This window comes from Streptococcus cristatus (assembly GCF_008369405.1).
In the GTDB taxonomy this organism is placed as follows: domain Bacteria; phylum Bacillota; class Bacilli; order Lactobacillales; family Streptococcaceae; genus Streptococcus; species Streptococcus cristatus_G.
In genome coordinates, this window is the sequence record NZ_VSJJ01000008.1 from 73,820 (window position 1) to 86,837 (window position 13,018).

A 13,018-nucleotide genomic window follows, 5' to 3' on the forward strand; every position below is an offset into this window, starting at 1 on the left:
AACGAAATCATTCAAATCGTGTCGCCTCATAGAAGGGAATCAAGGCAGTCATAGCCTGCTCAAGCTCCGATAAAACTTGCTGCTTGCTTGTAGCCTCGGAAAGATTGACATCATATTTGACCAAAACCTTGCGGACTAGCCCTGAAGCCACCTGCTGACTTAGATGTTGTCTATTTACCTCAGTAGCCTCGAAGCGGTGACTCACACCATCTATCTGGACGAAATAGTAAGCTGGCGGCTGGATGGGCAGATTCAAGACTCGATTTTGCTTGCTAAGGCTATGCTCGTCTTTTTTGCGCTCCATGAAGCTCACCTCTAGCGAGACCCCAAAATCTTCTGCAGTCCCATACAAGCGCAAGGCGAACATGGGCTCTGTGATGTCCCCATAGCCTCTTAGATAATTCCAAAAATGTGGGCGTAAGATCTGAGCCTGATTCATCCAATTGCTGGTCCGCTCCAGACTCAGCTTGGGATAAAGAGCCTGAAAGTCTCGGACCAAGTCTGCAAACTCCTGCCGAGCAGCCTGACCTCTAGCTTTCCAATCCAACATTATCTCTCGCAGATCCCCTGCCTTGTCTGGCGCAATGTATTTGCTGCCTTGAACAGGCAAAAATGACTCAATAGCTGGAAAAAGTGACATAGAATTTCTCCTTTCTATATTTAAAAACCAGCTGAGAGGCTGGTTAAGATTTATTCCGAATCAACATCTACAACAACGTAGCGGTTAGGCTCATCGCCTTCTGAATAGCTTGTCACACCATCAATTCTTGAGATAATCCGATGGATGATTTTACGTTCACTATTAGACATAGGGTCCGTATGCTGGCTGCGACGGTCTTCTAGAGCACGCTGAGCCAATTTTTGTGCATAGCTTTGCAAAACTTCTGCACGATGCTCCACATAGTCATTCACATTGATAGAAATGTAGAAACTCTTAGAATATTGATTGTAAAGATAGTTTTGAGCCAAGAGCTGCAAGGCTTTCAAGACTTTACCGTGGTAACCAATCACGCGCCCTGGCTCATTAGTATCAATTTGCATATTGATTGTCCGACGATTATGGCTGCTGGAAAGAGTCGCTTCAACATCCATTTCATCCACAATCTTCTGCACATATGCGGTCACACTTGCGACAACTTCCTCAATATCACAATTATCCTCAACCTGAATACCCAAGTCAAAGAAGGATGACTCTGCTACATCCGCACTTGCTTCTTCCTGACTAGGCCCTGTTTCTTCTAAAGAGCTGATTTCGTCAGTTTCTTCCGTATCCACCGCTTCATCACTAGCTTGATCGGCCTTTAAAACATCAATTGTGCCCGTTTCTTCCAAAATCGTAGTCGCATGCTTATCGTTTTTGAGAATTTCAGCCTTGACCTCTTCTGAAATAGCTTCGCCTTCATTTTCGACTTTTTTGATAGCTGCAACCACACGTCCCAAGTCAACCGTTGCTTCACTAACGCTCTGTACAGGCTCATTTTGCGCATTGATTTCCTCAGGCACTCCTTTAATTGCCTGCTGATTAGCCTTGGTCACTGTCGCTTCAGCAATCGGCTCCACATCTACCTGGGCAGGCTTCTTGCCAAACAAACCGAGAAAACCTTTCTTTTCACGCGAAACAACGGTAATATGTGCTCTCATTCGTGGAATATCCAGCGTTTTTAGTCCATTTTGAATCGCTTCTTCAACACTTGCTCCTGTAAAAATAACCATCTGCAAGAGTCCTCCTTTTTACTTTTTCTTTTTCTGTGCTTTTTGAAGGGCACGTTTTTTCTTCATTTCCAATTGGCGCTCTGCCTTTGCCTTTGCTTCACGTTCAGCAATAATCTTAAAAGGATTGCTTAAAAGCAAGGTCTGACCAACTTGATAGGCGTTGGAGACTGTCCAGTAAAGAGCAACCCCACTGGCTGCATACACCGCAAAGAAGAAAATCAATACCGGCATCAGGTAGGTCATCACTGCCGTCCCACCATTCTTTTCTGGCAAGGCTTTATTGGATAGCCAAGTGCTAAAGAAAGTAAAGAGAGCAGCGAGAATAGGTAGGATAAAGGTCGGATCCGTCGCACCTAGATTGAGCCAGAGGAAGTGACCTGTTTTCAAAAATTCAACCCGTGTCAGAGCTTGGAAAAGTGCCAAAAGCACTGGCATTTGGATAAATAACGGAAGAAAAGCGGCATAGGGATTGACTCCCATTTCTTTATAAAGCTTGCTGGTTTCCTCTGCTAAAGCGGTCTTACTATCCATATCTTTGCCTGGATATTTTTCCTGAAGCTTCTTGATCTGAGGCTGGACTTCCTGCATCTTTCTAGATGAGGTCGTCTGAAACTGGAAGACTGGCAACAAGACTGTCCGAATAATCAAGGTAAAAAGAATAATCCCGATTCCTGTACTTCCATTAAAGGACAAGAATTGAATCATCTCCGCAAAGAAATAAACTAATTTCTCCCAAAAATCACTTGAATTAGCGGTCACTTCGCTGGTGCCACAAGCCGTCAAAATAAGCAGCGAAGCCGCTAAAAGAAATCCCATTTTACTCTTCTTTTTCACAAATAAATCCTTCCTGATAAATTCTTGCAATTTTCAAGACATGCAATAAATTTTGTTCCACTTGGTGGTAGTCCAAAGTTTCAACTCCCTTGCGGGCAATAACAACAAAATCATCCTTGGTCAAGTCTGCCCGATGCTGAATCAAGACATGACGAATCTTTCTTTTGATACTATTACGGACAACTGCATTGCCCAGCTTTTTACTGACTGAAATCCCCACTCGAAAATGGCACTGTTCTTTTTCTAATTTATAAACGACAAACTTTCGATTGGCAAAATTCTGCCCAGCTTTAAAAATCGCCTTGAAATCTTTTTCGCTCTTGACGCGATAGTTTTTTCTCAAAACTCAACTCCATCCACCAAAATTAACTCTATTATACCATATTTTCCCAAAAAGCCAATAAGGGCTAGGTGCGAGACGAGCCCTCTTTTTGAATAGTTTTACCGAATGAAAGAAGGAACCATCCGCGCAGCTCCAAAAAAGAGTCTGGGACAAAAGTCCTAGCCTCTCAATTGTCTTTGGATTGTCGAGCAAGACGCAGTGGTTGAGTGGACTCTATTACGCTGATTACAAGCTTTTATAGCCCTACTCAACTGTGCGGAGGTGGGACGACGAAATCGAATTCTAACGAATTACCGATTTCTGTCCCACTCTCATTTTACACGGTAAAAAACGTCTGGGTGCTCTGAGATGCCTTGGGCAATAATGAAGCGATCTCGACTGCTATCAGTCGGATCCTGCCCGCTAACAGTCTCTCCAGCTGGCAACTTTCTCCCTGCTGGAATAATAGATAAGGCAGCACCTGTAAGATTGTTCCAACGAATGCTTGTGCGATAAATTCCATTTTCATCCAGACCAGCGTAAACCAGCTCCAACTTGGCAACATCTGACACCAGTCCCTTGGCATCAAATGTATAAGTGACACCATTGGCATCTTTCCAAGTACCAGCCATGCTAGAAAAATCCCCAGAAGCAATGGCCTGCATGTCTAAATTAGAGGTTGCGGCAGGCTCTTTTTCCCCCTTGCTTTCTGACTTAGCAGAAGACTCCTTAGTTGCTGGCTCCGAAGGCTCTTGACTGTTTTCCTGACCGCTAGAAATAGAAGTGTCCGAACTACTTGTTTCAGTAGACAGCTCTGTCGAACTTTTGCTCGTCTCAGACTTTTTGGAAGAAGCTGAGCTGGTCGAGGTCGAGCTAACTTTGGAACTGCTAGAAGGCGATGTCGGTTTTTCTTTCTTTTGGCCGCAGGCCACTAACACAGACGATGCCACCAGAGTTCCAGCCAAGAGAATCATCCATTTTTTCATCTTTAGCACCTCGCAATATTTTCCTGTTCTTGTAACATTATTGTAACACAAATGCGGCTTTTTAGAAAGCAAAAGGCTGGGACAAAAGTCCTAGCCTCTCAATTATCTTTGGATTGTCGAGCAAGACGCAGTGGTTGAGTGGGCTCTACTAGACTTATTTCATCAGCTTTTACAGCCCTACTCANGACTTATTTCATCAGCTTTTACAGCCCTACTCAACTGTGCGGAGGTGGGACGACGAAATCGAATTCTAACGAATTACCGATTTCTGTCCCACTCCCATCTTATTGAATTTTTTTCAACATATTGTCGATATGCTGGATAGATTTTTCGCGGCCTAATAGATAGATGGTATCTGGCAATTCTGGACCGTGCATTTCGCCAGAAACAGCGATACGGATTGGCATAAAGAGGTTTTTACCCTTGATACCTGTTTCTTTTTGGACTGCTTTGATTTGTGGGAAGATGTTTTCTGTCACAAATTCTTCATCTGTCATTGCTTCCAGTTTTGCTTTGAAAGCTTCTAACACCACAGGAACAGTTTCACCAGCCATCACTTCTTTCTCAGCTTCCGTCAACTCTGGGAAATCTGAGAAGAAAAGGTCTGTCAATGGAACGATTTCATCCACTGATTTCATTTGTGGTTTGTAGAGTTCTACCATTTTTTCAGCCTTGTCGGTCAAGCGTCCTGCTTCTTCCAAGAATGGTTTTGCCATTTCAAAGATTGTCTCAAAATCCGCATTCTTGATGTACTCATTGCTCATCCAGTCCATCTTTTTCTGGTCAAAGGCAGCTGGAGACTTGCTGAGGCGGTTTTCATCAAAAAGCTTGATGAGTTCTTCGCGAGAGAAGATTTCATGCTCGCCACCAGGATTCCAACCGAGAAGAGCGATAAAGTTAAAGACTGCTTCTGGCAGGTAGCCTTTCTTGCGGTAATCCTCGATGAACTGGAGAGTATTGGTATCGCGTTTTGACAACTTTTTACCAGTTTCAGAGTTGATAATCAAGGTCATGTGACCGAACTCTGGCGCTTCCCAGCCAAGCGCTTCATAAACCATGAGCTGCTTAGGGGTATTGGCAATGTGGTCATCCCCACGGATAACGTGAGAGATTTGCATATCGTGGTCATCGATCACAACGGCAAAGTTGTAAGTCGGATAGCCGTCTTTCTTTTGGATAACCCAGTCACCACCAATATTGCCACCTTCAAACTCGATGTCGCCCTTGACCATGTCCGTCCACTTGTAGATACCAGCTTCATTGACAGCCAGACGAACCGTTGGAATGATGCCTGCTGCTTCACGTTCTGCGATATAAGCTGCTTTTTCTTCTTCGCTCATACCGAGATATTCATTGATGTAGCGTGGTGTTTCACCTGCTAATTCTTGACGTTCGCGCTCAGCAGCCAATTCTTCTTCTGTAACGTAAGATTTGTAGGCTTTTCCTTCCGCTAGCAATTGGTCAATGTATTTCTGATACAATTCTAAACGCTCTGATTGGCGGTAGTTTTCATGTGTTTCTGGACTTTCATCCCAATCCATGCCCAACCAACGAAGGTTTTCAAGCTGTGAACGCTCACCATCTTCGACATGGCGCTTGCGGTCAGTATCTTCAATACGGATGATAAAAGTTCCGCCATGATGACGAGCATAGAGGTAGTTAAAGAGCGCCGTCCGCGCATTTCCGATGTGTAATAGTCCTGTTGGACTTGGTGCATAACGCACTCGAATATCTTTTGTCAATTTTCGATCTCCTATTTGGGAATAGCAGGGGGATCTCGCTCCTGCTTTCGTATTCAAACGTTATTATTATATCACATTCTCGATCCAGAATCCGCTGAATCGCATGATTTTTTAAGACAGTCTTTCTTCGAGGACAAAGTCAATTGGCAGCCAAGCTAAAACCTGCTCCATCTGCTTTTCCCAGTAGTACCATTCATGGTTGCCAGGACTGTGGCTGTAAGTAATATCCAGGCCCAAGTCTTGCAGATTTTTCACAGCCACCTGATTGGCCTCGTAGAGAAAATCCTCTTCACCGCACCATGCCCAAAGCTTGGTCTTTTTATCAGATTGCTTGGCTATGCTTTCCAGCGAATGAGGACTGCTGGTCCAGTCTTTAAAGTCTCCAAAAATCCCTCGCCAGTAGGCTGGTGTTGCTATTTCAACATCATCTGGATGACTATCAAGAAAACTCAAAGCCCCTGAAAGACTAGCCGCATATGAAAAACGGTTAGACTTGAGAGCCAGCTTAAAGGATCCGTATCCGCCCATGGAAAGGCCAGCGATAAAATTCTTCTCTCGCTTGTCAGACATATTGGGGAAAAAGCGCTTGAGGACCCGTGGCAGCTCTTCAGCGATAGCCTCGTAATAGTTAAAGCCGTACTGAGTATCGGTGTACCAGCCATTGCTGGTATTCGGCATGACAACAATCAGGTTAGTCGAGCGAACCAGACGTTCAATATTTGAGCGCTTGAGCCAGCTATTGTGGTTACCGTTCATACCATGAAGAAGATACAAAACAGGAATATCCTTATCATCTGGCTTGTCCACGCGCGACGCATCTGGATAGAGAACATTGACTCCCCACTCCATCTCCAAGGCTTCTGAATAATATTCTATCTGCATCACTGCCATCTTTTTTCTCCTCTCGTAAAAACTACTGTTCTTGACTAGGCAGCACAGCCAGCCACACTCCGAAAGCAAAGCCTGTTCTGCGACCGCCAAAAGATAAGAAAAAGCCGATATTCGACTTTCTCTCTGCAAAATACTGGGAAAGTTGCTCCCTCGAGTGACTCTAGCGAACTTCCATGACAACCGGAAGAATAGCCGGCCGGCGCTTGGTCTGCTCAAAGAGGAACTTAGCCAAACTATCACGAACCGCTCCCTTGAGCTCGCCCCAGTCAAAGCTTTCCTGAGCCAGATAGTCTTCCACTGTCTTATTGATCAGGTCAGTACTCTCCCGCAGGATGTCACGACTCTTCTTGACATAGACAAATCCCCGAGTATGAACCTTGGCTTTGGAAATGATTTTCTTCTCCTTACGGTTGACCGTAAGGGCCACGATGAAGATCCCATCTTCAGACAAGACTTTGCGGTCACGCAGGACGATATTGCCCACATCACCGATGGCATTTCCATCAATCATGACATCGCCCGCTGACACTGCTCCAGCTGGCACAAAGTCGCCATTTTCGTAGGCCATGATGCTACCACGCTTAGGTATCAAGATGTTTTCTGGTAAAATCCCGACTTCCATGGCTGCCTTGGCATGGGCGTCCAGACCACGGTACTCTCCCTGAATCGGGAAGAGGTACTTGGGTTGCAGTAAGTTGAGCATGAGCTGCAAGTCACGCGCATTGGCATGGCCAGATACACGCAAGTTTTGGGTAATCAGCTTGACCACGCCACCAGCTTGGTAAATCATGTTTTCCACACGCGCTACGACTGCTTCCTTGGCAATAGATGGCGTTGTAACGATATAAACCAAGTCTCCGTCTTTGATTTCTACATAACGGTGACGACCAATGGACATCTTACGCAGGCCATTGATAGGCTCACCCATCCGACCCGTCTCCAAGATAATCAACTCATGGTCCTCAAACTTAGACATTTCCTTAGGCTTGATCAAAAGGCGTTCATCCGCCAAGGATAATTTCTTGAGGCGGATAGCCGTACGAACGATGTTTTCAATATCAAAGCCTGTCAAAACGACGCGACGACCTGTTTCTGCCGCAGCTTCAAAGACCTGTTGGATCCGAGACAGGTTGCTGGCAACCGCTGCTACGATGACACGCCCATCCCAATCCGAAATCGTATCTGTAATCTCACGGCCAACCTCGCTCTCACTAGCCACTTGCACAGTGCTATCAGCGTTGGCTGAATCACTCAGGAGAGCTAAAACACCCTCACGGCCAATCTCAGCCAAACGGCCGAAATCTGTCGCATAAGATTCGCTGGCAGATTGGTCAAACTTAAAATCTCCCGTATAAACAATATTGCCTTCACGCGTCTTGACAACGATTCCCAGACTCTCTGGAATCGAGTGGGTCGTCCGGAAGAAAGAGACAACCGTTTCGCCAAATTCAATCTCGGTATTTTCATCGATAACATGAAAATCATTGAATTTCTTCACGGCGTCATTGTTTTTGACAAAGAGCTTGGCTAGCTCAATCGTCAACTCCGAACCAAAAACCGGTACCTTGGCTTCTGTCAAAAGATAAGGCAGCGCACCGATGGCATCCGCATGACCGTGGGTCAGAAAGACACCTGCAATTCGGTCTTTATTTTCAAACAAATAATCCATGTTGGGAATGACTACATCTACTCCCAGCTGCTCATTTTCTGGGTATTTGAGCCCAGCATCCAATACAAAAATGGAATCATCCACTTCGGCGACGTAGAGGTTTTTCCCATTCTCGCGCACGCCGCCCAAAGTAATCAGCTTAATAGTGCTTTTACTCATTTTTACTCCTATTCGATTTTAGAATCTCATGTATCAAAGATTCCTTGATTTTATTACTAACGGTCCTTGGCAAGCCAAGTCGAATTACAGTTTTGCAAACAAAGTTTGCACATCTTAGTCATTATAGCATTTTTTCACGCTTTTTTCAAAACAAAGGAAACTCATAGAACGAGCTAAAAATCTAAGAATCGGTATTTGATACAGCAAGTCTCTGGCCACTTCTTCCTTTCTGATTCAAAATGCGGAGAAAGACATCCTCCCAGTTTCATTTTAGAAGCTAGTTCTACTCACAAGATAAAAAATAATAGAGGCTGGGACAAAAGTCCTAGCCTCTCAATTGTCTTTGGATTGTCGAGCAAGACGCAGTGGTTGAGTGGGCTCTACTAGGCTGATTTCATAAGCGTTTACAGCCCTACTCAACTGTGCGGAGATGGGACAACGAAATCGAATTCTAACGAATTACCGATTTCTGTCCCACTCTCACTATCCGAGCGGGATGCCCTAAGCTTAATTAAAAGATTAGTTAGGAAACCGCCCTATCTTATATAGGCTGAATTGGTAGAAAAGCTTATTCAAAGCCATTGTTTCGGCTTAATTCTTTAAACCAGTGCCCTGATTTTTTGATAGTTCGTTCTTGGGTTTCCAGATTAAGCTCAATCAAGCCATAGCGGTTCTTATAGCTATTGAGCCAAGACCAACAATCAATAAAGGTCCACATGAGGTAACCTGTACAGTTGGCCCCGTCCTGAATGGCACGATGAAGCTGGCGCAGATGGCCTTTAACAAAGTCAATCCGATAATCGTCTTGAATCATGCCATTTTCACGGAATTTCTCTTCACCTTCGACTCCCATGCCATTTTCCGTCAACATCCACTCAATATTGCCGTAGTTTTCCTTGATATTTTGTGCAATATCGTAAATTCCTTGCTCATAGATTTCCCAGCCACGGTGGGGGTTAATCTTGCGACCAAGCATGACATAAGGCTCATAGAAATGATCTGGCAGAAGCGGCGACTCTGGATGCTTCAAATACTTAGGCGCCGCAACCCGTAGAGGCTGATAATAATTGACACCCAAAAAGTCTACTGTATTTTCCCGAATAGCCTGCAACTGCTCCTCAGTCGTAGTCGGCAAAAGATCGTGCTCGCGCAAAAGATCGACCAGCTCTACTGGATAATATCCCAAAACAGATGGATCCAAGAAAGACTTAGCTTGGAAGAGCTCAGCAATACGAGCTGCCTTCAAGTCCGCCGGATGCTGGCTACGTGGATAAGCTGGTGTCAGGTTTAGGATAATGCCGATTTTGTAGTCTGCTCCAACCTCATGGCAGGCTTTCACTGCTAAAGAGCTAGCTAGCTGGGTATGATAAGCCACCTTTACTGCAGCTTGAGCGTCCACTTTATTAGGATAATGCCCATCGTAGAAATAGCCAAACTCAACCGGTACAATAGGCTCGTTAAAGGTCACCCATTGGTCCACCAAATCACCATAGCTTTCAAAGCAGAAACGGGCATAGTCTACATAAGCATGGACTGTATCCAAGCTTTCCCAGCCTTCTTGTGCTTCCTGCAAGGCAAAGGGCAGGTCAAAATGATAAAGATTGACAATCAAACGAATGCCCTTGGACTTGATTCTTTCAAAGACCTTGCGATAGAAGTCAACTCCCACTTGATTGACTGGGCCACATCCATTTGGAAAAAGCCGTGACCATTGAATGGAAGTCCGAAAGGCCGTGTGGCCTGTTTCGACTAAAAGATCGATGTCTTGCTCCCAATTTTCGTAAAAAGTGGATGCCTTACCAGGTCCAATTTCATTATAAAAACGATGGGCTTCTTGGCTAAACCAATAGTCCCAAAGATTGTCTCCCTTCCCATCTCCTGAAATTCGCCCCTCCGTTTGCGGACCCGATGTAGAAGATCCCCAGACGAAGCCTTTTGGAAATTGAATCATCATTTATTTACCTCTCGATTTATCTTTACACCTCATTATATAAAGACCTTTTGCAAAAAGAAAGCAACAGTCTATTCAAATTTCTCCACTGATTAAAGGCATTTGTGATTGCGAAGACTAAAAGTTCATTCAAAAAACGCAGACAAATCTGTCTACGTTTCATTATTTTTATTGATTAATAAACTGTTTTCTCTGTTTCGAAATCAAAGAAATGCGCCTTGTTCAGGTCAAAACCAAGGTCAATTCCAGCACCTGTTTCTGAGTAGTCACGAGCATCTACCCGCGCGATAAACTCGCTGTCACCAACTTGACAGTAAAGGTGAGACTCAGAACCCAAAAGCTCAGAGACAGAAATAGTCGCATGAACCATAGAGTCTGGGAAAGTCTCTAAGAAAGCAGGTTCTGTATTAATGTCTTCTGGACGAATACCAAAGATCAACTTCTTGCCGTTATAACCCTTCTCACGCAGAACCTTCAGTGTTCCTTCTGGCACAGTCAAACGTAATCCAGAAGCAACGATTTCATTCCCCTCAAGTGTCACAGTGATAAAGTTCATCGCTGGGCTGCCAATGAAGCCCGCCACAAACTTGTTGACTGGATTTCTGTAAACTTCCTGTGGACTACCGATTTGTTCCACTCGACCAATGGTTCCAGTTCCAGCAGGGTTCTTGGTTGCTGACATGATAACAATCCGGTCTGCAAGCGTCATCGCTTCTGTCTGGTCATGGGTAACGTAAATGGTTGTTGCACCGATACGGCGGTGGATTTTGGCAATCTCAGCACGCATAGACACACGCAGCTTCGCATCCAAGTTTGACAAAGGCTCGTCCATTAGGAAAACCTTTGCATCACGCACAATAGCGCGACCCATGGCAACACGCTGACGTTGACCACCTGACAAGTCCGCTGGCTTACGATCCAAGAATTCTTTCAAACCAAGGATTTCAGCTGCTTCTTGCACCCGTTTGTCGATATTTTCCTTGCTATACTTGCGAAGTTTAAGACCGAAAGCCATGTTGTCATAGACTGTCATGTGCGGATAGAGGGCATAGTTCTGGAAGACCATGGCGATATCGCGGTCTTTCGGCGCCACGTCATTGACCACTTTACCATCAATCGACGCTGTTCCTTCTGTGATATCCTCAAGTCCCGCAATCATACGAAGAGTAGTTGATTTTCCGCAACCAGACGGACCAACGAAAACGATAAACTCCTTGTCCTTGATGTCCAAATTAAAGTCTTCAACAGAATAGTGCTCACTATTTGGATACTTCTTATAAATATTTTTTAGATTTAATTCAACCATAAGCTTCTCCTAACTCCTTTATCATATTGTAAGTTCTTTCTGCTTGATTATATCACGAATAGTCGGCTCTCACACTGACTCTTCTATATCTTTTTTTCTACTTTTTTTAGCATTCGATAGAAAAGAAATAGAGAGGTAGTCGTCTCAGCGATTTTCATCAGTCGACTTGCTTCCGATAGGCCTTAGGAGATTTGCCACATAACTTTCGAAAGACTTTATAGAAATAACCAACATTGCTATATCCAACTGCATAACAAACGTCTTCTATACTGTCATTTTTTGCGAGCAGAAGCTGCTGGGCAGCCTTGATGCGCTGCTTATTTAGCAATTCTGCAAAAGTAGAATTCGTCTCACGCTTGATCAACTGCCCCAAATAAACTGGATTGATATAGAGTTCCTTGCTGATATCTTTTAGGGATAAGTCTTTTTGATAATCACGACCAATCACTTCCAAGACGTTAGCAACATTCTCATTCATTCGATACTGGGCGAACAGATCTGAGAGCTGAGCCTTCAGATAATCCAATAAATCTTCAAAGGTATTCGTGCTTTCAATCTTTTTGATAATGGTTGTCATATCGTCTGGTTTCAAATGCTGAAACAGATGGTAAACATCCATGATAAACTGAATGAACAACTGCTTGGTAATTGAAACTTCAGGCGTATTTTGCAGCACGATGTCCTTGAGCAAGTCCAATTCGTCCAAAATCTGACCAATATTTCCTTGGATAATCACGCGATACATGGGCTCATAATAGCTAAAAAGCGGATTGGTTTCCTGCAAGCTAACCGTTCCATAAAAAAGACTTTTTTCTAGAGTGAGCTTGAAATTTTGAAGTTGTCGTTTATAGGGAGCTGTGAATTCTTCCAGATAGAGGGCTTCTTCCTTTTGCGAAGATAAAAACAAATAGCCTGTCTGCCCTAAAATACTATAAGGAATCGAAACAAGTCCTTTTTCTTGAGCAGATGCTCCCAGCCAAACACTATCGAAGGATTCGAGATAAGTAGCTATCTCATCTTCACTTGTCTCTTCTTTAAAAATCAGCTCTAGTTGATTATTGGAAGAACGGTCAAATTCCTTTTCCAATTTTTCTAGGATTGCTGCCAGTTCGACCTTATCGACTGGCTTTACCAGATAATCTGCTACCTGCAAATTGAGGGCAGTTTTGACATATTCAAATTCTTGGTAACCTGAGAGGATGATAAAAGCTGCATTAGGCAGAGAATTTTTCATCTGCTCAATCATCTGCAAGCCATTCATCCCTGGCATATTGACATCGGTGATGACTAAATCAACAGGATTATCCTTAATATAGGCGAGGGCCGTCTCTGCATCATTTGCCGTAGCCACGACCTCCATATTCCACTTTTCAAAAGGAATCAGCACCTTCAAACCTTCTGTGATCATGTATTCATCATCGACTAGTAATACTCTGTACATCTTT

Annotated in this window: 11 protein-coding genes; all 11 read right to left on the reverse strand. The window is 44.1% G+C overall.

The genetic code is table 11. The annotated features are described in order from the left end of the window. Nucleotides 1-7: 7 nt before the first annotated feature. Nucleotides 8-640 carry a ribonuclease P gene (locus tag FXF62_RS07985; RefSeq protein ID WP_149518335.1) on the reverse strand — a complete coding sequence of 211 codons (633 nt, stop codon included), beginning with the start codon at nucleotides 638-640 and terminating at the stop codon, nucleotides 8-10. Nucleotides 641-690: 50 nt separating this feature from the next. Beyond that, nucleotides 691-1,713 carry an RNA-binding cell elongation regulator Jag/EloR gene (gene jag, locus FXF62_RS07990; RefSeq protein WP_015605828.1) on the reverse strand — a complete coding sequence of 341 codons (1,023 nt, stop codon included), beginning with the start codon at nucleotides 1,711-1,713 and terminating at the stop codon, nucleotides 691-693. Between the two features lie 18 nt (nucleotides 1,714-1,731). Next, a complete protein-coding gene (locus FXF62_RS07995) occupies nucleotides 1,732-2,547 on the reverse strand; it encodes a YidC/Oxa1 family membrane protein insertase (RefSeq protein WP_149518336.1) in 816 nt (271 codons plus the stop codon). After that, a complete protein-coding gene (rnpA, locus tag FXF62_RS08000) occupies nucleotides 2,531-2,890 on the reverse strand; it encodes a ribonuclease P protein component (protein WP_149518337.1) in 360 nt (119 codons plus the stop codon). The genes FXF62_RS07995 and rnpA overlap by 17 nt, the downstream gene beginning before the upstream one ends. A 311-nt stretch (nucleotides 2,891-3,201) precedes the next feature. Continuing rightward, the gene (locus FXF62_RS08010) at nucleotides 3,202-3,855 is read right to left on the reverse strand and encodes a DUF6287 domain-containing protein (RefSeq protein WP_149518338.1); all 654 of its coding nucleotides are present in this window, start codon (nucleotides 3,853-3,855) and stop codon (nucleotides 3,202-3,204) included. Between the two features lie 284 nt (nucleotides 3,856-4,139). After that, nucleotides 4,140-5,597 carry a glutamate--tRNA ligase gene (gltX, locus tag FXF62_RS08020; RefSeq protein WP_149518339.1) on the reverse strand — a complete coding sequence of 486 codons (1,458 nt, stop codon included), beginning with the start codon at nucleotides 5,595-5,597 and terminating at the stop codon, nucleotides 4,140-4,142. A 111-nt stretch (nucleotides 5,598-5,708) separates the two neighbouring features. After that, on the reverse strand, nucleotides 5,709-6,488 hold the full coding sequence (locus tag FXF62_RS08025; RefSeq protein WP_149518340.1) for an alpha/beta hydrolase: 780 nt from the start codon (nucleotides 6,486-6,488) through the stop codon (nucleotides 5,709-5,711). Nucleotides 6,489-6,648: 160 nt separating this feature from the next. Beyond that, the gene (locus FXF62_RS08030; RefSeq protein WP_148886945.1) at nucleotides 6,649-8,316 is read right to left on the reverse strand and encodes a ribonuclease J; all 1,668 of its coding nucleotides are present in this window, start codon (nucleotides 8,314-8,316) and stop codon (nucleotides 6,649-6,651) included. Between the two features lie 568 nt (nucleotides 8,317-8,884). Further along, the gene (locus FXF62_RS08040) at nucleotides 8,885-10,267 is read right to left on the reverse strand and encodes a glycoside hydrolase family 1 protein (RefSeq protein ID WP_149518373.1); all 1,383 of its coding nucleotides are present in this window, start codon (nucleotides 10,265-10,267) and stop codon (nucleotides 8,885-8,887) included. Between the two features lie 175 nt (nucleotides 10,268-10,442). Beyond that, nucleotides 10,443-11,573, reverse strand: a complete 1,131-nt coding sequence (locus tag FXF62_RS08045) for an ABC transporter ATP-binding protein (RefSeq protein WP_149518341.1) — start codon at nucleotides 11,571-11,573, stop codon at nucleotides 10,443-10,445. 157 nt (nucleotides 11,574-11,730) lie between these two features. Next, a complete protein-coding gene (locus FXF62_RS08050) occupies nucleotides 11,731-13,014 on the reverse strand; it encodes a response regulator transcription factor (RefSeq protein ID WP_149518342.1) in 1,284 nt (427 codons plus the stop codon). Between the last annotated feature and the right edge of the window lie 4 nt (nucleotides 13,015-13,018).